The sequence below is a fragment of the Ditibartonella apihabitans genome, assembly GCF_002007485.1.
In the GTDB taxonomy this organism is placed as follows: Bacteria; Pseudomonadota; Alphaproteobacteria; order Rhizobiales; family Rhizobiaceae; genus Bartonella; species Bartonella apihabitans.
Genome location: NZ_CP015820.1, coordinates 2,188,859 through 2,209,271 on the forward strand (window position 1 = coordinate 2,188,859; position 20,413 = coordinate 2,209,271).

Below are 20,413 nucleotides of genomic sequence, written 5' to 3' on the forward strand. Positions count from 1 at the left end.
AACGGAATTTGAAATGCGTAAAATACTTGAGATCAACGATCTTAAAAAACTCGCCAAACGTCGCGTACCCAAGATGTTTTTTGACTATGCCGATTCCGGAGCATGGACAGAAAGCACTTATCGCGCCAATGAAGAAGACTTCAAAAAAATAAAGCTGCGCCAGCGTGTTCTGGTCGATATGACCAATCGTTCGCTTGAAAGCGAAATGATTGGCCAGAAAGTATCTATGCCGGTTGCTTTGTCACCCACCGGTTTGACAGGCATGCAACATGCCAATGGAGAAATGTTGGCAGCGCAGGCTGCCGAAGAATTCGGCGTGCCTTTCACATTGTCGACAATGAGCATTTGCTCGATTGAAGATGTCGCATCGGTGACCAAAAAACCGTTCTGGTTCCAGCTTTATGTGATGAAAGATCGCGACTTTATCGCCGACCTTATCAATCGTGCAAAAGCAGCCAAATGCGGGGCATTGGTTCTGACGCTGGATTTGCAGATTTTAGGACAGCGCCATAAAGATTTGCGCAACAACCTGTCTGCCCCTCCAAAATTCACTTTGAAAAATCTCTGGCAAATGATGACATGCCCGAAATGGTGCATGGAGATGTTGCAGACCAATAGAAGAACATTCCGCAATATTGCGGGACATGCCAAAAACGTAACGGATTTGTCTTCGTTGAGTTTGTGGACAGCCTCGCAATTCGACCCGAAGCTCAACTGGAACGATGTCGAATGGATCAAGAAAATTTGGGGTGGCAAGCTTATCCTGAAAGGCATTCTTGATGTAGAAGATGCCAAAATGGCTGTCAAAACCGGTGCCGATGCCATTCTGGTTTCAAACCATGGTGGCCGCCAGCTTGACGGTGCTCCTTCAACCATTTCTGTTTTGCCGGAAATTGTTGATGCTGTCGGAGATATGATAGAAATCCATGTTGATGGTGGTATCCGTTCCGGTCAGGATGTGTTGAAGGCTTTGGCGCTTGGCGCCAAAGGCACATTTATCGGCCGTCCGTTCCTCTACGGGCTTGGTGCTTTGGGCAAACCCGGTGTCACCAAAGCCTTGGAAATTATCCGTAACGAGCTTGATATTTCGATGGCACTTTGCGGCAAGAAGAAAATTGCCGACCTCACCCATGATGTCCTTTATGATTTCAGGCCGTCGAAACCGAAACTTTAAGAAAAGCAATATAATGGACTATTCGATAAGCCGGACATTTTGCCCGGCTTTTTCAATGCTTCTGCTTTGTTGAAACCGGATGATCTACCGGCGTTGAAGACAAGCCGATTTCAAAAGATATAAAACATCGCGCCCCTATTGCAGAGCTTCTTTTATGATATTTTGCGCCGGTTTTTTGAACAGGATGATAAATTAAAGAAGCAATTCGAGGCTTTTATGCCTTCATAAGCAAACCTTGATAGCCGGATGTTTGGCCTAAGTTCCACAAGGTCAATTCGGGACAAACAGGCCGGTTTTTGACGTATTTAAAAAAGGTGCGACAACCAATACTGATCTTCAACGAACCAAGGCCGGTATTTGTCAAAGGCCGTTGAACATAAATAAATGTCAGAGACACCCTCACCGCTGCATCAAAACAGAGCGGATGGAAAAGCTTGAGTGGATGCGCGCAACACCGGGAAGACGTGATAATATTTCCTTGTGAATGGTTTCATAAGCGGCGGCATTTTCTGCTTCCGCGCGCAGCCAATAATCTGCGTCCCCCGTCATCAAATAACATTCCTTGATTTCCGGATGGCGGCGCACAGCCGCCTCGAAACGGTTCAAATATTCTTCCGTTTGTTTTTCAAGTGTAATCTGGATAATGGCAATAAGCCGGTCTTCTCCTTCAACACTTCCCAATATGGCGGTAAACCCGCGAATAACGCCGCTTTCTTCCAATAATTTTACACGCCTCAAACATGCCGAGGGCGAAAGCCCGACTTCGGCAGCAAGATTTGCATTGGTCATGCGCCCGTCACGACGCAACAGGCGGATGATATTACGATCTATTGCATCAAGGTTTTGCATAATATTTCAATTTTACGGATTTACTCTCAATATTCAACGATAAATATCTATAATATTTCAAAAATAGATACAACATTCGAATGCTCTTCACATATGATAAGCACAATAAAATGGCAAAAAGCCACGGGAACAATGACGGGGAAACAATACAGGCATCCGGATTTGCAACCGGATTTATCTGGGAAATAATGAAATGGGTGAAATTCAAAACAACAATAAAATTCCGGCATCAGCCTACGGGGCAATTCTCACAATCAATCTTGATGCCATTGTCGAAAATTATAACACCATTAAAAAAATGGTTGCTCCGGCACAAAGTTCTGCCATTGTCAAAGCTGACTCCTATGGCCTTGGTGCAAAAAAAATAGCGCCTCTACTTTATGAAGCAGGATGCCGGTTTTTCTTTGTAGCAGAACTTATCGAGGCACTCCGGCTTAAAGATCAATTGCCGACAGATGCTTCCATTGCAGTTTTGAATGGTATTTTACCGGGAACAGAAAAAATAACGGCGGAAGCCGGAATCATTCCGGTTCTGAATTCCTGGGACGCTATTCTTGACTGGCAAAAATTATGCACGAGTGCAGCAAAGCGTTTTCCCGCAATCATCCAGATTGATACCGGCATGTGCCGCTTGGGGCTTGATCATAGCGAGCTTTACCGCCTTATCGCCGACCCGTCGATTTTTAATGACGCGGATATAAAACTGGTCATCAGCCATTTGGCCAAAAGTGACGAGGAAAATAGCCCTGCCAATCCTGCCCAGCTTGAAGCCATGAAGAAAGCACTTGAGAAACTTCCCGCTTCAAAAGTTGCGCTTGCTGCTTCGGGCGGAATTTTCTTGAAGGCCGAGTATCATTTCGACATAGTGCGCCCCGGAATTGCCCTTTACGGTGTAGACCCGCTCGGCAAAAGCCCGACTGCAATCAAACCGGTTGTGAGCCTTGATGCCCATGTTATCCAGACACGCCATGTTCCCGCTGGTTCGGCTATCGGCTATGGCGGAACATTTATAACCGAACGACCAAGCACAATTTCAACAATATCGGTGGGCTATGCCGATGGTTGGCTAAGGTCACTCGGCAATAAAGGTTCGGTTTTTTTCAAAGGAGAGCGTGTGCCGATTGTTGGCCGCGTTTCAATGGATTCAATCACACTTGATACAACGCATCTTGGTGAAAATGCACCAAAAGCCGGCGATCTTGTCGAACTCATTGGCAAACATCAATCGCTTGACGACGTTGCACGCGATGCCGGCACGATACCTTATGAAATTCTAACATCTCTCAGTCATCGTTATGAGCGCATCTATTTAAAAAATCGCGAGGGAAACAAAAAATGAAAGTGCTTGTTCTGGGAAGTGGTGTCGTTGGCGTAACTTCAGCCTGGTATCTCAATAAAGCAGGCCATGAAGTTACGGTCATTGATCGCGAAGAAGGGCCAGCATTGGAAACAAGCTTTGCCAATGCAGGTCAGGTTTCGTTCGGATATACAACCCCATGGGCACAACCGGGGCTCACCCTCAAAGCATTGAAAATGATGCGGCAGGCCAATCCGCCACTTATTATTCACCCGACTTTCAGCCTCGACCAGATGAAGTGGCTCTTTGCAATGTTTATCAATTGCAATGAAAACCGGTACAAGAAAAACAAAGCCCTGATGGTGCGCGTCTCCGACTATGCCGCCAAATGCCTTCAGGCCTTGCGCGAAGAAACATCCATCCATTACGACGAACGCATGCAAGGCACAATCCAGCTTTTTCGCGATCCTCACCAGCTTGAAGCGGCCAATAAGGATGTCGAGGTTCTCAAAGCCGATGGCATTGCCTTTAAGATGCTTGATAGTGCCGGCTGCATTGCCGCCGAACCCGGATTGGCACCGTTAAAAGATAAAATCGTTGGTGGATTGCAAACCCCTGAAGATGAAACCGGCGATTGCCAGATGTTTACAACCAAACTTGCAAAGCTCGCGGCTGATAAAGGGGTTGAGTTTTCCTATAATACAGTAATCAACAAACTTGATGTCGAAGGCGGTAAAATTACCGGCGTTGAAACGTCACGCGGCTTGATGCAAGCTGATGCCTATCTTGTTTCGATGGGGTCTTTTACGCCTTTTCTTATTCGCGATCTCGGACTTCATGCGCCAATCTATCCGGTAAAAGGCTATTCCATCACCGTGCCGATTACCAATGAGGCGAAAGCGCCGGTTTCCACGGTTATTGACGATATTTACAAAGTTGCTGTTACAAGACTGGGAAACCGTATCCGCGTCGGCGGCATGGCAGAAGTTTCAGGCTATGAAATAAAGCTCAGCGAACCGCGTTTGAAAACTTTGCAAGAAGCTTTGGAAATGATGTTTCCCGGCTCCTATGATAGAGATTTCAAGCCTCAGCTCTGGTCAGGGTTACGGCCGGTGACGCCCGATAGTGTGCCCATTATCGGCAAAACAAAATATGAAAACCTGTTTATTAATTCCGGACATGGTACTTTGGGTTGGACAATGTCGACCGGAAGCGGTCATCTGATTGCCGATATTATCAGCGGCAAAAAGCCGGAAATTGACCCGACAGGATTGGACATCAGCCGGTATCAATAATTTTTCGCGCAATTAAAAGACAATTGAAAAGCTTATCCGCTGCAACAGTCTTCTTTTAAAACAAGAAACTGTTGCGGCCTTTTATGTGCGCTCTATCCGGTTTGCCTCTTCTAGTCCATGAATTGCATTTTGCGGATTATTCGTTACGTCTTTAGAGGGCTCATTGTTCGTTCGGTTTTCTGTTCCGGCCGGTCATGCGCTTTTCTGTTTCGGACCCCGTCCGGTTGATTCTTTGCTCCACTTGCTTACTCTTTTTCAGCGCTTGGCCTGCCCGTTATTTTAGTGCTCGACCTGCCCGTTATTTTAGTGCTCGACCTGCCCGTAATCTTTTAAAAGTTTACTCTTCGTCGCTTCCGGAATGTCCGGAAATTTTGTGAAAAATAAACAGACACAGCAAAGGCGAAAAGCTGACCGTTTTCATCTTTCCGTTTTGGCCATGTCACCAATAGTTCTACATCATTGCGGCAGCGCCAAAGAAGGCGCCCCCAAAACCAAAAAGAATAAAAATCCGAACAAAAACCGAAAAAAGTCTGAAGAATAAAAATCCGAATAAACTAAATAAAAAACCGGCCGAAGCCGGTTTTTTTTAACGATAATTGGAAAGTGGCGGACAGGAACAAATAAGATGTCTGTCACCGGCCACATTATCTATGCGCGAAACCGGCGGCCAATATTTATCTGCCGGATCCTGAGCGGGGTCAGGAAGTGTCGCAATTTTGCGCGAATAAGCATGTGACCAATTGTCATCAATGGTATCGGCTAGAACATGCGGCGCGTTGACGAGCGGATTATCATCCTTCGGCCAGACACCCTCACCTACTTTTTTGGCTTCTTCGGAAATGGCAAGAAGGGCGTTGCACAGCCTGTCAATTTCCGATTTCGGCTCGGATTCTGTCGGTTCGATCATCAATGTTCCGGGAACCGGAAACGACATCGTCGGAGCATGAAAACCATAATCGATCAGACGTTTGGCCACATCGTCAACGGTGATGCCGTAATTATCCTTGAGGACACGCGTATCGACAATACATTCATGCGCAACACGTCCTCTTTTTCCCTTATAAAGAATCGGATAGGCCGCAGAAAGTTGCTCTGCAATGTAGTTTGCATTCAAAATTGCATTTTCGGTCGCAAGTTTCAGCCCTTCGGCGCCCATCATACGGATATACATCCATGTGATTGTGAGAATTGAAGCGCTGCCGAAAGGTGCTGCCGAAACGGCATGGCTTGTCGAAAACAGCGCGTGACCGGGAACGAAAGGTTCAAGATGCTTTGAAACACCGATCGGCCCGACACCCGGACCACCGCCGCCATGGGGAATGGCGAAAGTTTTATGCAAATTCATGTGGCAGACATCCGCGCCGACATCAGCCGGACGGGCGAGAGCGACCAGCGCATTGAGATTTGCACCATCAAAATAGACTTGCCCGCCATTCTCATGAATAATCTTGCAAATCTCTTTGATACTTTCTTCATAAACCCCGTGGGTTGACGGATAGGTAATCATCAAAGCAGCAAGATTGTCTTTGTGTTCGACAGCTTTTTTGCGCAAATCCTCGACATCGACATCTCCGTCACCAAGACAATCGACCACAACCACTTCCATACCGGCCATATGTGCCGAAGCCGGATTTGTGCCATGGGCAGAAGCCGGAATGAGACAGATATTGCGATTATGTTCGCCATTTTTGTCGTGATAGCGGCGAATAGCTAGAAGACCCGTATATTCACCTTGTGCGCCGGAATTGGGCTGGAATGAAATGGCGCTGAAGCCGGTAATTTCACACAGCCATTTTTCAAGTTCGGAAATAAGCTGCTGATAGCCGCGTGTATCGGCCTTCGGGGCGAAGGGATGAAGATTTGCAACCTTCGGCCAGCTTAAAGGCATCATCTCGGCGGCAGCATTCAATTTCATGGTGCAGGAGCCGAGCGGAATCATGGCGCGGTCAAGTGCCAGATCTTTATCGGAAAGGCGGCGCAAAAAGCGCATCATTTCGGTTTCCGATTGCACAGCATGGAAAAACGGCTGGCTTAAAAAGGAACCATCGCGTTTTTTGCCCAAGAGTTTCGACGGAGCTTTATCACTAAGTGTTGCACCGAAAAGCTTGGCAAGCGCTTTTGCGTCTTCTTCATCCGAAAGTTCATCAAAATTGATGGAAACGGTATCCTTGTCGATAACGCGTATGAGGCGGCCATCACTTTCCGCTTTTTGTTGCAGTTCATCCGCTTTGCCGGCAACATTGACGGTTACACAATCGAAATAATGGTCACCTGCAAGAGTAAAGCCCGCATCTTTGACACTGTCACCGAACCGGCTTGCTAGATCATGAACGCGGTTGGCAATCGCTTGCAAACCTTCCGGACCATGCCAGACTGCAAAAGCTGTTGCCATATTGGCAAGAAGTGCCTGAGCAGTACAAATATTCGATGTTGCTTTGTCGCGGCGGATATGTTGTTCACGCGTTTGCAAAGCAAGACGGTAGGCAACCCGCCCTTTGGTATCAATCGACTGTCCGACAATGCGTCCGGGAATCATACGTGTCAGGGCTTCGGATACCGCCAGATAACCGGCATGCGGACCACCAAATCCCATTGGCACGCCAAAACGTTGCATTGAGCCCACAACCATATCGGCTCCCCAAAGGGCAGGCGCTTCCATGATTGTCAAAGCCAGAGGATCAGCCACGACAATAACCAATGCACCTTTTGCTTTGGCCTTTTTGATGACATCGCTATGATCGATAAAACGGCCCTTTGTATCGGGCCATGGCAAAACGATTGCCGCTGTCTTGTCGGTAATCTCGCTCTCTAACCCGATCTCGTAACCTTGTGTTTCAGCCCTTGTCTGGGCTACCGCCAAAGTTTGCGGGTGAAGTTCGCCAAACACAGAAATCGCGGTTTTTTTATTGCGCGAAAAGCGCACTGCAACGGCGTTCGCTTCGGCAAGCGATGTTGCCTCATCAAGAAGCGAGGCTGCCGCAATCGGCAAGCCCGTCAATTCACAGACAAGAGTCTGGAAATTGAACAACATTTCAAGCCGCCCCTGACTGATTTCTGCCTGATAGGGAGTATAGGCAGTGTACCAGGCCGGATTTTCAAAAAGATTGCGTAAAATAACCGAGGGAACAAAAGTGCCATAATAACCCTGTCCGATAAAGCTTTTATGGAGACGGTTCTGTTCCATCATGGCGTGAAGCTCGTGAAGAGCTGCCCCTTCACTTACAGCTTTTGGCAATTGAAGCGGGTGTTGAAGCCTGATTGCGTTCGGCACTGCCTGCTCGACCAGTTCTTCAAGAGAACCAAGCCCCAACTTATGCAGCATTGCCTTTGCCTCTTCGGGCCGCGGCCCGATATGGCGTGATGAAAACGGAAGTTCCTGCATTTTATTATCCAATCATTGCGATATAACCGGCCGCATCCATCAAGCCGTCGAGCTGGCTCGCATCGGAAATTTTCATCTTCCACAACCAGCCTTCTTTTTCTGCCTTCTGGTTAACGAGTGCCGGGTCGTCGCTCAAAGCTTCATTGACTTCGCTAATTGTGCCATCAACCGGTGAAAAAACGTCGGATGCAGCCTTGACCGATTCGACAACAGCAACAGAGTCGCCCTTTTTGACCGTGCTGCCGACTTCCGGCAATTCGACGAAAACAAGGTCGCCAAGCTGCTCCTGAGCATGGTTTGTGATACCGACCGTTGCAAGATCACCATCAAGACTGATCCATTCATGATCTTCGGTGAAATACAGTTTAACCATGTGTTTTATCCTTTAAAATAACGATGTTCGACAAAGGGAAGTGTGTGGACAACAAGCGGTATTTTCTTACCGCGAACTTCAGTTTCAAGCTCAGTTCCGGCTTTTGCAAGGTCGATTGCAACATAACCCATTGCAACCGGACCATTGAATGACGGGCCGAAACCGCCTGATGTAACGTGACCGACAAGTTTGCCCGACTTGTCAAAAATTTCTGCACCGGCGCGCACCGGCTGGCGTGTTTCCGGCATCAAACCGACACGGCGGCGTGTTGCACCATTTTTCAACGCTTCAAGAAAAGCCTTGGCACCGAAAAATTCACCCTTCTCACGCACCGGCTTGGTAACCGCCCAGGTAATTGCCGCTTCAACCGGATTGGTTTTTGCGGTGATGTCGTTGCCATGAAGGCACAAGCCCGCTTCCAGTCGCAGACTATCGCGTGCGGCAAGGCCGATCCATGTCACGCGCGGGTCGCTCAACAGTTTTTCGGCAAGTACTTCAGCTTCATTGACGGGAAGGCCGATTTCAAATCCATCCTCGCCGGTATAGCCCGAACGTGTCATAAACCAGTTTTTCTTGGGCTCGAAACCATGCATGAAATGAAGTTCATTTCCCGGTAGACCAGCTTTTTTGATAACATCGAAAGCCTCAGGCCCTTGAAGTGCCAAAAACACGCGTTCAAGCGGTTCGATTGTGCAGTCAAGCCTAAGCGCGCGTTTTTGAAGTTCGGCAATATCGGCGGTCGCATTACCGGCATTGGCAACGACCATAAAACGTTTCTCGCCAAGGCGGGTAACAATGAGATCGTCAAGGATACCGGCCTCTTCATTCAAAAGGTAGTTATAACGCGACTGGCTAATTTGCAGTGCTTCGGCATCAAGTGGCAGGGCTTTTGACAAAAAGTCGGCGGCACCATTACCTTCAACCAGTATCAGTTTCATATGAGAAATATCGAACAAACCCGCATGGGCACGTGTATGCAAATGCTCTTTCATAACGCCAAGCGGGTAAGTGAGCGGCATGTTCCATCCGGCAAAATTGCCGAATTTGGCTCCGGCTTTTTCATGCATGTGAAAAAGCGGCAAAGTTTTAAGGTCTTCTTGAGAGTTGCCCATAAATTGCTCCGAGGTTGCGCCAATAGATACACAATGTATCTATTTCACACCCCTCTGTCTTGAGCCTGAGAGACTTGTGGAAAGCTCTCCCCTCCACTTACACCTTCGGCGCGGGACAAACCCGACTTTCCAGAGCTGTCTTGATCTTTTTACGGTTCCTTGTGCCTGAGAGATTACGGGCTGTTTTCCCCTTCGGCGGCCAAAACACGGTTGACTGTATTTTTACACTCTCCCGCAAAAAGATGGGAAAGGGCTCTATTGACCCCTCCCTGACATGGCACCGGTTCTAGCCGATCTTCAAAGTGAAGTCATCCTCAAAAAATCATTTCCCCCGACTAAGTCGGGATATTTAGCCCATATGTTCATAACAATTCCCCATATGGTCATGACAATTTATTGTGATAATAAAGCTAAAACAATTTTGTTTTCTATAAACTCTTAATGATTGATCTTGCTGCCAAGGTAAAATCCCAAAGCGGCCGCGAAAAGACAAAAGACGACAGAAATAATAATATTGAAAAAGCTTCACCGACTGCACCTTTTTTCAAAAGTTCGAAGCTTTGCAAGCTGAAGGAAGAAAAGGTTGTAAAGCCGCCGCAAATCCCCACCATGACAAAAAGCCGGATATTCTCGCTCACTGGCCATTTTGCCTCTGCCATGGTGATAACGCCAAAAAAAGCGATTACAAAAGACCCGACAATATTGATAAGAATTGTTCCCCATGGCAGATTTTTACTGACCGGAACCATGAGGAGCGATAACCAGTAACGTAAAACTGTGCCCAGTGCGCCGCCAAAAGCCACCCATAATGTTGCAGTCATCAGACAATCTCCTTAAAGGAAGGGAAACTATTTCAACTCAAGCATCAAAAAAACCGACATAAAAATTAAATGCCATAAATTAAAATGACGATTTAAAACAGAATGCCAAAAAAACAAAATAAAGGGCTAAAAATGCCGGCAGGAAAACAGGAATTATTGGATTTTCTAAAAACACTTGGCATTCATGTCAAAACAACAACCCATCCGGCTGTCTTTACCGTCAAAGAAGGCGAGGATATTAAACAAAATATTCCCGGCGCCCATACCAAGAATCTGTTTCTGAAGGACAAGAAGGGTCATTATTTTCTGGTGACACTGGGAGCTTATTCGGTTGTCGATCTTAAACATCTTCATGATAAAATCGGTGCATCGGGGCGCCTTTCCTTTGGTAGCCCTGAAAAACTTTCCGAATATCTCGGCCTTTATCCGGGCGCTGTCAGCGTTTTCGGTCTGATTAATGATAAAGACAATCATGTGACATTCATTCTTGATAAGGCACTTTATGATCACCCTGTTATCAATTGCCACCCGATGACCAACGAGGCAACCACGTCGATTGCGCGTGAAGATCTTGTAAAATTTGTCCGCGCCACAAATCACGAGCCGCTTATTATTCAGGTTTCAGAGGAAGAGGGTTGAAATTCGTATCCAAAGGCACGATTTTGAGAATAGAAACGAATAGACATTTCGTAAGAAACAGGACTTGATAATGAGTGACAATCCTTTTGCGCCACAAGGCGGGCAAATGAATGCAAATGTAAATTTGGCCAATCAAACAGGCGGGGCAGATAATTCAGTCATCAAGGATACAACTACGGCCGATTTTTCAAAGGATGTTCTTGTCGAATCAAAAAAACAACCTGTTATCGTCGATTTTTGGGCAACATGGTGTAACCCGTGCAAGCAATTGGGGCCTGTTCTCGAAAAAGTAGTCAAGGCAGCGAAAGGCGCTGTCAAACTCGTCAAACTCGATATTGATAAACATCCGGCCATTCCCGGCCAGATGGGAATACGCTCCGTACCTGCCGTCATTGCTTTTGTCGATGGCCACCCTGTTGACGGTTTTATGGGGGCGGTACCGGAAAGCGAAGTCAAGAAATTTGTTGCAAAACTAACCGGTAACGAAAAAGAAGCAGCAATTGACGAGGCTTTGGAGACAGCCAATGAATTGCGCAAAAGTGGCGATGTGACAGGTGCTGCAACTTTTTATGCGCAAATTCTCAAACAGGCTCCCGATAACGTCACCGTTATTGCCGCTTTTGCCGATATGCTTGTCGAACATGGTGAACTCGATCAGGCAAAAGGCATTCTCAAAGCTGTGCCGGATGCCAAAAAGTCCGACCCTGCTATTCGTGCTGTCGAAGCAAAGATTGCCCTTAAAGAAGAAACCGCCAAATTGGGCGACCCGACAGCACTGAAAAAACGCATTGCCGAAAATCCGAAAGATTATCAGGCTGCCTATGACCTTGCTCTTGTTTATAATGCCGAAAACAAGCGGGATGAAGCGGCCGATTTGCTGCTCGGTATCATGAAAGCAGATAGAACGTGGAATGATGACGGGGCAAGAAAACAATTATTACAGTTTTTTGAAGCCTGGGGCGCAATGGATCCGGCAACATTGACCGCGCGTAGAAAACTGTCATCATTATTGTTTTCTTGATGGCTTGTCTGCCTAAAACCTTGAAGACTTTATCATTATCGGGATGTTAAAAAATATCTCGTTCAAATTTTTAAAAACCTTTATGGCTCTGGACGATAAAAAACAATGAAAGCTGGAAATGCCCACTATATTCAGGTGAAAGACCTGCCCGACGAAATCGGCCTGTTTCCGCTCGAAGGGGTTCTGCTTTTGCCAAATGGCTATTTGCCGCTTAATGTTTTCGAGCCGCGTTACTTGGAACTTGTTGAAGATGCAATAAAAGGCAACCGGTTGATCGGCATTATCCAGCCGGAGCCGGAATCAAACAATGCCGAAAAGCCGGAGCTTTATAAAACCGGCTGTATCGGGCGCATCACAAGTTTTGCCGAAACCGGAGATGGCCGGCTGATGATCGGCTTGCAAGGTGTTTGTCGTTTCAAACTTCAAAAAGAAATTGCAAGTGACAAACCTTACCGGATTGCAAAAATTACGATTGATGAAAGCGACCTTGTCGAGCAACCGGATGCAGGCGATAAAATCAATCGCGAAGAGCTTCTTGATACTTTTGAAAAATTTCTTGATGCCCATGAAATGGAAGCCGATTGGGATTCGATCATGCAGGCACCGACAGAATCGCTTGTCAATGCGCTTGCTATCATGGCGCCTTTCGGAACTGCCGAAAAACAGGCGCTTCTTGAAGCACCAGATATTGTTGCCCGAGCTGCGACCCTCGTTGCTTTGACAGAACGCTCGCTCATGGAACATAGTGGTGATGATAAACCGCTCAATTGAACGCGGCTCTCGGTTCGAAGGATTGGATATGATCTGATGGTCAAATATACTACCGACCCGAAAATGCTCGAACTTCTGGTCTGTCCGGTAACAGGCGGAGAGCTTCACTTTGACAAAGAACGGCAGGAACTCGTTTCCAAAAAAGCGAGGCTTGCTTTTCCTATTCGTGACGGCATACCGATTATGCTTGCCTCCGAAGCGCGCCCGTTGGAAGAAAACGAAATATAATTTTTCTAAAACCTTGTTTCGCTTTCGGAAGACCATGCTATAACGTAAATTATGGTCACATTATTCCATTCAAGGCGGGTGATCCTTTCTATTGTTATAGAGACCGTCCGGAATTTTGTTGTCCAATCGTTTTGATTATTTGAGAGGGCGCAATCGTTATGGCTTCCAGAAAACTCTTTCTTCTTCCCGGAGACGGAATCGGCGTTGAGTCGATGGCCGAAGTTAAAAAAATCATTGCTTATATGGATAAAGAACTCGGGCTTGATTTCGAGTGTGAAGAAGGGCTTGTTGGCGGATCGGCTTATGATGCTTATGGCACGGCAATTTCGGAAGACGATATGAAACGGGCTTTGGCTGCCGATGCCGTGCTTTTTGGTGCTGTTGGTGGCCCGAAATGGGCAAAGGTTCCTTATGAGGTAAGACCCGAAGCGGGGTTGTTGCGGCTTCGCAAAGATCTCGGTCTGTTTGCCAATTTGCGACCGGCCATTTGCTACCCCTCGCTTGCGTCTGCCTCATCGCTTAAACGAGAGCTTGTTGACGGGCTTGATATTTTGATTGTACGCGAGCTCACGGGCGGCGTTTATTTTGGAGAGCCGAAAGAAATTATCGACCTCGGCCATGGGGAAAAACGCGCAATCGATACCCAGATTTACGACACTTACGAGATCGACCGCATTGCAAGAGTTGCTTTTGACCTTGCACGCACCCGCAAAAACAAAGTGACTTCTCTTGAAAAACACAATGTCATGAAAACGGGCATTCTCTGGAACGAAGTCGTTACAGAGGTCCATGACAAGGACTATAAGGATGTAACGCTTGAACATATGTTGGCCGATTCCGGCGGCATGCAATTGGTACGCGCCCCCAAGCAGTTCGATGTTATTGTGACGGACAATCTTTTTGGCGATATTTTCTCCGACATTGCAGCCATGCTTACGGGTTCGCTCGGTATGTTGCCTTCTGCCTCTCTCGGCGAAGAAGACAAGAAGACCGGCAAGCGCCATGCGCTTTATGAACCGGTTCATGGCTCTGCTCCCGACATCGCCGGAAAAGGCATTGCCAATCCTATCGCAATGATCGCGTCACTTGCTATGTGCCTGCGCTATTCTTTCCTCATGGGGGCTGAAGCCGACCGGCTGGAAAAGGCTATTTCTGCCGTTCTTGATGATGGTGTGCGCACAGCCGACATTTATTCGGAAGGCATGAAAAAAGTTTCAACCAGTGAAATGGGGGATGCCATTTTGCAAAAATTCAAAACGATGGTTGCATAAAACCGGCTTTCCTGACCGGATTGATGAATGGACTATCTTTTAAGAAAACTTGGCCGGATTAACGCCGGTCAAGTTGAAATACTGCTCGAAAACATTCATCAATTTTGTTCTTTGAATAAAGATAAAACCTGTAAAGTGCTGGGAAACCACCACGTTTAAACCGTTTTTCAATAGCTTCATTAGTTTTAGATATTCAGAACCGGTTTCATCAGCCTTGAACTTTCAAAAATTTTTGCCGCTCACTGCTCTTCTTTTTATTGCTTGAAATTCAAGCTTTCTTGATGAGCAAATCATCGTCTCAAACTCTGATAAAATGACCGATTTGTCTTATGTAACCTGCTAAACCAAAAAGAATTCAACATGAAAAATAACCGATTATTATTGTGTTTCTTGACAGAGGTTGAAAATAAGCTAAAACCAATGCGATCAAGGAGTTTAAAAATGGACTTTTTGCGGTTCCATATCAATCGGTTTTCGGGCTACAATCGCGGCCTCGATCACTGCTGTGCATCCTTGACAATTATTGGCCACAAAAAAACGACAAAGAAAATTATCTGACGTCCCTTGGCCAACCTGCTCTCTCCCGGGTGCGGCCCGGGGGGTAAGCCTGACGGCCGCCGGGCTTCTTCACAAAACACGGAGAGAGACAGGAGTTCTGATTAAATGGGTTTTAAGGTTGCTGTTGTAGGTGCTACGGGAAACGTTGGACGAGAAATGCTCAACATTCTCGAAGAGCGTGGTTTTCCGGCTGATGAAGTTGTACCACTCGCCTCGCATCGGTCATTGGGAACAGAAGTTTCCTTTGGTGACAAAACACTGAAGGTCAAAGTTCTTGATAATTACGATTTTTCCGACACCGATATTTGTCTGATGTCTGCCGGTGGCAATGTTTCCAAAGAATGGGCGCCAAAAATTGGCGCGGCCGGCGCTGTCGTTATCGATAATTCTTCGGCCTGGCGTTATGATATTGATGTTCCGCTCATTGTTCCGGAAGTTAATCCTGATGCAATCGACGGCTTCAAAACACATAATATCATTGCCAATCCGAACTGTTCGACAGCCCAGCTTCTGGTTGCTCTAAAACCTCTGCACGATGCCGCAACCATCAAGCGCGTTGTTGTTTCAACCTATCAATCGGTTTCGGGTGCAGGCAAGGCAGGAATGGACGAACTTTTCGAGCAATCGCGCGCAGTTTTTGTGGCAGACCCTATTACGGTGCGCAAATTCACCAAGCGTATTGCTTTTAACGTTATTCCCCATATCGACGTATTCATGGAAGACGGCTACACCAAAGAAGAATGGAAAATGGTTGCCGAAACCAAGAAAATGCTCGACCCGAAAATCAAGCTTACGGCTACCGCCGTTCGTGTTCCGGTTTTCATCGGCCATGGCGAGGCCGTCAATGTCGAGTTTGAAAAACCCATCAGTGCCGATGAAGCACGCGAAATCCTGCGTAATGCTCCAGGTTGTCAGGTTGTCGACAAGCATGAGGATGGCGGCTATATGACACCTTATGAATCAGCCGGCGAAGATGACACCTTTGTCAGCCGTATCCGCGAGGATATCACGGTTGAAAACGGCCTGTCTTTCTGGGTTGTTGCCGATAATTTGCGCAAAGGTGCAGCGCTTAATGCGGTGCAGATTGCCGAACTTCTGATCGCCCGCAATCTGATTACACCCAAAAAAGCCAAAGCATAAACGCTTGTCATCTAAAAAAATATTTTGACTTTACGAGCTTCAAAGCCGTTTTAAAAAGAAAATGCCCCTGTCGAGACTTTCTCGCAGGGGTTTTTTTTAACTCAAAAATATCATTCGACAATGAGAGCTACTTTACTTCGGTTTTAAACATAAAACCAGAAATAAGCTGCTTCATGAAGCCATGCGTGGGCTTAACGCCTAAAAAACAATAAAGCACTTGGCAGCAATTTTTTTCCGACATTTATGAAAGCGTTTTTCAAGCACACATACGCTCTCATGATTGAATGACTGATTTCGGCAAAAGCGCATATCGCAAAATTCCAGCGACTCATGAAGATGGAGAAAAAATTACAGGAAAACGCAATTTTCAAGCACCGTTTACACCGCAAAAATAATTTTAAAACCATTTTAAATAACAAAATTGCGGCGAATCGGCCTTTTTTACCAAAAGATAGTTTTTTATCTTTGCAACATTCATGATTGTATATAAAACTAAGTAAAGAAAACCATACAGAAATACCGGTCTATCTTCCGGTAATATGTGGAGGCAAAAATGTTACGTGCTGTTGCACAGGCTATACTAGATTGTGCCGGTTATATCACTGCACTTTTTATTCCTGAAGACGCAACGAATTTTGACTTCATCCGCATGGGCGTCGCATTAGTGATGTTGATTTTCTTCTCGATCCTGTGCTGGCTGCTGCCCCAACTTTTCCATCATGGCAAGCGCTCTCACTGATATACGAAAAAATTATTTTCATTTATTTGGTTTTTATAAAAAAATCATCCTGCCACATAACCGATAACTATTGAAAATGTTGCTTGGTTTTTATACCACTTCCGGTAAAACTGATCGGCATATTGGTTAAAAAATCTTGGGCCCTGTTAGAACCGGCATTCAGAATTTTTAAAACCAATGAATGAACGGAAATTTTTCAGCCTATGTTTTGAGATGAAACATTCTGAAAAGAACATGAAGGGTTTCAATAATGTTTCTTGATAAAATCAAAAGACGTACAGTTCTCGGACTTGCTTTTTCTTTTGCCACTTTTGCAAGTGTTTCAACTTTTGCACCGGTTCTCGCTCATGCCGAAGATAAAACAAGTATCAAGCTTGGAACAATGGAAGGTGAAGAATCGGAAGTTTGGAAGGTTGCCGCTCAGGAAGCCAAAAAACAGGGCCTCAACATTGATCTCGTTTTTTTCTCCGATTATGCCTTGCCGAATGAAGCGGTCAATGCCGGTGATATTGACGCAAATTCATTCCAGCATAAACCCTATCTCGACGCACAAATCGAACAGCGCGGTTACAAGCTTTCGGTCGTGGGCTACACAGTGCTTTTCCCGATGGGCGTCTATTCCCATAAAATCAAAGACTTGAAAGATCTTCGTGACGGTGCTGTCGTCGGCGTTCCCAACGACCCGTCAAATGGCGGTCGCGCCTTGCGGCTTTTGAACGATATGGGTTTTATCAAGCTCAAAGACCCGAACAATGTTCTTGCCTCCAAACTCGATATTGTCGAAAACCCCAAAAAACTCGAAATTCGCGAGCTTGATGCCGGTATGCTCGGTCGTGCCATTGACGATTTCGACATTGCCATTGTCAATACCAACTGGGCTTTGACCACTGGCCTCAAACCCGATAAAGATGCGATTGCTTGGGAAAAGTCCGAAAACAATCCCTATAACAATATTATTGTCGTACGCACCGCCGATAAAGACGAGCCATGGGTGAAAAAACTCGTTGCTGCCTATAATTCGGAACCGGTTCGCGCAAAAATCAAGGAAGTGTTTGGCGTAACTGCCCAGCCATTATGGTAAATTCAAAAATGGGTTCAGCATCCGAACCAATCATATCACTTAAAAATATCAGCCGCCGTTTTTCCCAAACGGCGGCCGTTGACCATTTGTCACTCGATATTGAAAAAGGCGAAATTCTTGGAATTATCGGGCGCAGCGGCGCCGGTAAATCCACGCTTATTCGCTGTCTCAATGGTCTTGAACGCATCGATGAAGGACAAATCTTCTTTGAAGGTCATGACGTTTCGCATTTGAGCGAAAGCGAATGGGCACCCTATCGTCAACGCATCAGCATGATTTTCCAGCATTTCAACCTGTTGTCATCGAAACGTGTGATCGACAATATCGCATTGCCGCTAAAGCTTGCCGGTGTGCCGAAAGAAAAACGCCGCGAACGGGCGATGGAACTTATCGAACTTGTGAGCCTCAAAGGGAAAGAACAACATTTTCCGGCCGAGCTTTCCGGTGGGCAAAAACAGCGCGTCGGCATTGCCAGAGCCTTGGCTGCAAATCCGAAAGTGCTCCTATCCGACGAGGCAACCTCGGCACTTGACCCGGAAACAACCCAATCCATTCTTGAATTGATTGCCGATATCAATAAAAGGCTCAATCTTACAGTTGTTCTGATTACGCATGAAATGGAAGTTGTAAGCTCCATTGCCAACCGCGTTGTTGTGCTGAACAAGGGTAAAATTGTCGAAGAAGGTCGGGTAAGAGATATTTTTGCTTCTCCCCAAGATGATACCACTATTGCGATGCTGCGCATTGTGACACCGCAATTACCGGCCGAATTTGCCAAAAGGTTGAAGCCGGAAGGTGATGAAGCTGTTATCGAGCTCAACATTGCCGGTGACGTAGCAAGAGAGCCGTTCCTGCACCTCATCGAATATGAAAGCGGGCTGATTCCGCGTATTCTTCACGGCGGCATTGATACCATTCAGGGTGAACCGGTCGGACGTTTCTTTCTTGGCCTTCCGGCAAAAGACAAAGACAAACTTGACAAGGCGGTTTCCTGGCTTATCAAGCATGGACGCTATTGCGAGGTTCTCGGTTATGTATGATGTACTTTCAAAAGAATTGCCGAAAGCAATTATAGACACCATCATCATGACGGTGAGTTCTTCGCTGATGGCGCTCATTCTGGGGCTGCCGATCGGCCTTATCCTTTATATGACCGCCAAAGGGAGCCTGTTTCCCAAAGAAAATCTCAACCGGTTACTGAGCTTCCTCGTCAATTGTGTGCGCGCCATTCCGTTTATCATTTTTGCTTTCTATCTTCTTCCCGTAACACGCGTTGTTGTCGGCACAGGTGTTGGCATAAGATCTGTTATCTTTGTGCTGATATTATCGGCGACACCACTTTATGCACGTTTGGCGGAACTGTCTTTTCGCGGGGTTGACAAGGGACTTGTCGAAGCTATCCGCTCGATGGGCGCTTCACGCATGCAAATTGTTACCAATGTCATTGTACCGGAATCATTTTCAAGCCTTGTTACCGGCTTTACTGTGATGGTTATTTCAATTATCAGTGCAACGTCGCTTGCCGGTTTTCTGGGGGGTGGCGGTCTTGGTGACATGGCGATCCGCTATGGTTACCAGCGCTATAATCCGGAGATTATGAACATCGTTATCGGTGTTCTGATTGTCATGAATCTGGTCGTGCAATCCTGTGGTGACCGGTTGGCCCGCAAGCTTGACCACTCGAAACGTTAGCCATTTCACTTGAAACAGGGGAAACAATGATGAAAAATAATAAAAGCCGGATAACAAATTTTGTGTCTGTGGCTCCAATTGCCACTTTAATTGCCACTTCCATGCTGCTTTCCGGCTGTGGCGGACGCGACGCCCATCCGGTTGCTTTAACCAATCCGAACGACAGTGTCATGGATTGTGCAGGTATTTCACGAGAATTCTACGCCAATGAACGCCAGATTAAAGCTGTCATCCATGAGCGCACAAATGCACAAGGAAAGAATGTTGCATTAGGGGCAGCCGGTATTTTCTTCTTTCCTGCATGGTTTTTCATGGATCCGAAATCGCCGGAAAGAGTGGAAATCGATGCATTGCGCAATCGTAACGGCGTGTTACAGGACATTGCCCACACCAAAAACTGTGCTCCCATGCAATCGGAATTGACGGAAGCCTATAAGCAACTGGACAGCCAAAAAGCGGCCAAATCCCAAAAGAAATAAACGGAAAACAAATTGGTTAAAAATAAAAGGCCGGTTAAACCGGCTTTTTGTTTTTAGTGCGCTCATATTTGTTCACGATTGCCCATGATGGTTTGCTATCGGAATGCAACAAAACGGGCAAAAGAACAACCACCGGCTTTATAAATAGAAATTCGGTTTTCCCGAAACGATATCCGTTTTCATCGTGGTTTGAAAAATTTCGCGGGCGCGCACAAGCGCCGGAGACACGCGTAAGCTCGCGCCTATCCACTTTCTCCGGATTCTTTAATGTTTATCCCGATTGTTGCTTTCAAGTCTTTTGACATGAAAACGCTTTCATTAACCTATCCCCTCGCAAGCTCTGATAAAGAAGACAAATGCCTTTGGGCACAAAAGCCGGAAGGCACAGCCCTTGCCCATGATGATTCAGGCCTTGTCCGATCATAAAAAGCCTTGGCCGATATCGTTTTATTGCTGTATTCAAAACGGGTAATTTCTGTCAAACCACGTTT

The 20,413-nt window shown here is 46.4% G+C and carries 19 protein-coding genes, 1 pseudogene and 1 riboswitch; of the genes and pseudogenes, 15 read left to right on the plus strand and 5 right to left on the minus strand.

What is annotated here, in order from left to right:
- The first annotated feature begins 13 nt into the window (after positions 1-13).
- A complete protein-coding gene (locus tag BBC0178_RS09680) occupies positions 14-1,174 on the plus strand; it encodes an alpha-hydroxy acid oxidase (protein WP_077972712.1) in 1,161 nt (386 codons plus the stop codon).
- 399 nt (positions 1,175-1,573) lie between these two features.
- On the opposite strand, the gene BBC0178_RS09690 is transcribed toward BBC0178_RS09680, so the two are convergent.
- A complete protein-coding gene (locus BBC0178_RS09690) occupies positions 1,574-2,023 on the minus strand; it encodes an Lrp/AsnC family transcriptional regulator (RefSeq protein WP_078040022.1) in 450 nt (149 codons plus the stop codon).
- A gap of 193 nt (positions 2,024-2,216) precedes the next feature.
- Here BBC0178_RS09690 and alr point away from each other — a divergent pair, with 193 nt between their 5' ends.
- Positions 2,217-3,362, plus strand: coding sequence for an alanine racemase (gene alr, locus BBC0178_RS09695; RefSeq protein WP_078040023.1), 1,146 nt, complete (start codon positions 2,217-2,219; stop codon positions 3,360-3,362).
- The gene (locus BBC0178_RS09700; RefSeq protein ID WP_078040024.1) at positions 3,359-4,615 is read left to right on the plus strand and encodes a D-amino acid dehydrogenase; all 1,257 of its coding nucleotides are present in this window, start codon (positions 3,359-3,361) and stop codon (positions 4,613-4,615) included. The genes alr and BBC0178_RS09700 overlap by 4 nt, the downstream gene beginning before the upstream one ends.
- Positions 4,616-5,201: 586 nt before the next feature.
- Here BBC0178_RS09700 and gcvP read toward each other — a convergent pair.
- From gcvP to crcB, 4 genes and pseudogenes are all read right to left on the minus strand, one after another.
- Positions 5,202-7,997: an aminomethyl-transferring glycine dehydrogenase gene (gene gcvP / locus BBC0178_RS09710; protein WP_078040450.1), complete on the minus strand. Its 2,796-nt coding sequence runs from the start codon at positions 7,995-7,997 to the stop codon at positions 5,202-5,204.
- A 4-nt stretch (positions 7,998-8,001) separates the two neighbouring features.
- Positions 8,002-8,370, minus strand: coding sequence for a glycine cleavage system protein GcvH (gene gcvH, locus BBC0178_RS09715; protein ID WP_078040026.1), 369 nt, complete (start codon positions 8,368-8,370; stop codon positions 8,002-8,004).
- A 5-nt stretch (positions 8,371-8,375) separates the two neighbouring features.
- Positions 8,376-9,482 carry a glycine cleavage system aminomethyltransferase GcvT gene (gcvT, locus tag BBC0178_RS09720; protein ID WP_078040027.1) on the minus strand — a complete coding sequence of 369 codons (1,107 nt, stop codon included), beginning with the start codon at positions 9,480-9,482 and terminating at the stop codon, positions 8,376-8,378.
- 142 nt (positions 9,483-9,624) lie between these two features.
- Positions 9,625-9,727, minus strand: a riboswitch (glycine riboswitch).
- Between the two features lie 193 nt (positions 9,728-9,920).
- Positions 9,921-10,303: pseudogene (crcB, locus tag BBC0178_RS09725) on the minus strand (fluoride efflux transporter CrcB).
- A gap of 132 nt (positions 10,304-10,435) precedes the next feature.
- Here crcB and BBC0178_RS09730 point away from each other — a divergent pair.
- The 12 genes from BBC0178_RS09730 to BBC0178_RS11900 all read left to right on the plus strand — a co-directional run bounded on the left by BBC0178_RS09730 (position 10,436) and on the right by BBC0178_RS11900 (position 20,348).
- Complete coding sequence (locus BBC0178_RS09730) at positions 10,436-10,942, plus strand: prolyl-tRNA synthetase associated domain-containing protein (protein WP_078040451.1); 507 nt, start codon at positions 10,436-10,438, stop codon at positions 10,940-10,942.
- Positions 10,943-11,012: 70 nt separating this feature from the next.
- Positions 11,013-11,963 (plus strand): thioredoxin, encoded by a 951-nt coding sequence (gene trxA / locus BBC0178_RS09735; protein ID WP_078040028.1) that lies wholly within the window; start codon positions 11,013-11,015, stop codon positions 11,961-11,963.
- A gap of 105 nt (positions 11,964-12,068) precedes the next feature.
- Positions 12,069-12,734, plus strand: a complete 666-nt coding sequence (locus BBC0178_RS09740; RefSeq protein ID WP_078040029.1) for an LON peptidase substrate-binding domain-containing protein — start codon at positions 12,069-12,071, stop codon at positions 12,732-12,734.
- 36 nt (positions 12,735-12,770) lie between these two features.
- On the plus strand, positions 12,771-12,962 hold the full coding sequence (locus tag BBC0178_RS09745; protein WP_078040030.1) for a Trm112 family protein: 192 nt from the start codon (positions 12,771-12,773) through the stop codon (positions 12,960-12,962).
- 158 nt (positions 12,963-13,120) lie between these two features.
- Positions 13,121-14,233: a 3-isopropylmalate dehydrogenase gene (leuB, locus tag BBC0178_RS09750; RefSeq protein ID WP_078040031.1), complete on the plus strand. Its 1,113-nt coding sequence runs from the start codon at positions 13,121-13,123 to the stop codon at positions 14,231-14,233.
- 663 nt (positions 14,234-14,896) lie between these two features.
- Complete coding sequence (locus tag BBC0178_RS09755; RefSeq protein WP_078040032.1) at positions 14,897-15,931, plus strand: aspartate-semialdehyde dehydrogenase; 1,035 nt, start codon at positions 14,897-14,899, stop codon at positions 15,929-15,931.
- Between the two features lie 553 nt (positions 15,932-16,484).
- Positions 16,485-16,670: a hypothetical protein gene (locus BBC0178_RS09760; protein WP_077972743.1), complete on the plus strand. Its 186-nt coding sequence runs from the start codon at positions 16,485-16,487 to the stop codon at positions 16,668-16,670.
- A gap of 250 nt (positions 16,671-16,920) precedes the next feature.
- A complete protein-coding gene (locus BBC0178_RS09765; RefSeq protein WP_077972744.1) occupies positions 16,921-17,751 on the plus strand; it encodes a MetQ/NlpA family ABC transporter substrate-binding protein in 831 nt (276 codons plus the stop codon).
- Positions 17,745-18,791, plus strand: coding sequence for a methionine ABC transporter ATP-binding protein (locus tag BBC0178_RS09770; protein WP_370540911.1), 1,047 nt, complete (start codon positions 17,745-17,747; stop codon positions 18,789-18,791). Before BBC0178_RS09765 ends, BBC0178_RS09770 begins: the two co-directional genes overlap by 7 nt.
- Entirely contained in the window at positions 18,784-19,443 is a 660-nt protein-coding gene (locus BBC0178_RS09775; RefSeq protein WP_078040033.1) for a methionine ABC transporter permease, read from the plus strand. Before BBC0178_RS09770 ends, BBC0178_RS09775 begins: the two co-directional genes overlap by 8 nt.
- 26 nt (positions 19,444-19,469) lie before the next feature.
- Positions 19,470-19,922: a hypothetical protein gene (locus tag BBC0178_RS09780; protein ID WP_078040034.1), complete on the plus strand. Its 453-nt coding sequence runs from the start codon at positions 19,470-19,472 to the stop codon at positions 19,920-19,922.
- 267 nt (positions 19,923-20,189) lie between these two features.
- Positions 20,190-20,348, plus strand: a complete 159-nt coding sequence (locus BBC0178_RS11900; RefSeq protein ID WP_188317728.1) for a hypothetical protein — start codon at positions 20,190-20,192, stop codon at positions 20,346-20,348.
- Positions 20,349-20,413: the final 65 nt, after the last annotated feature.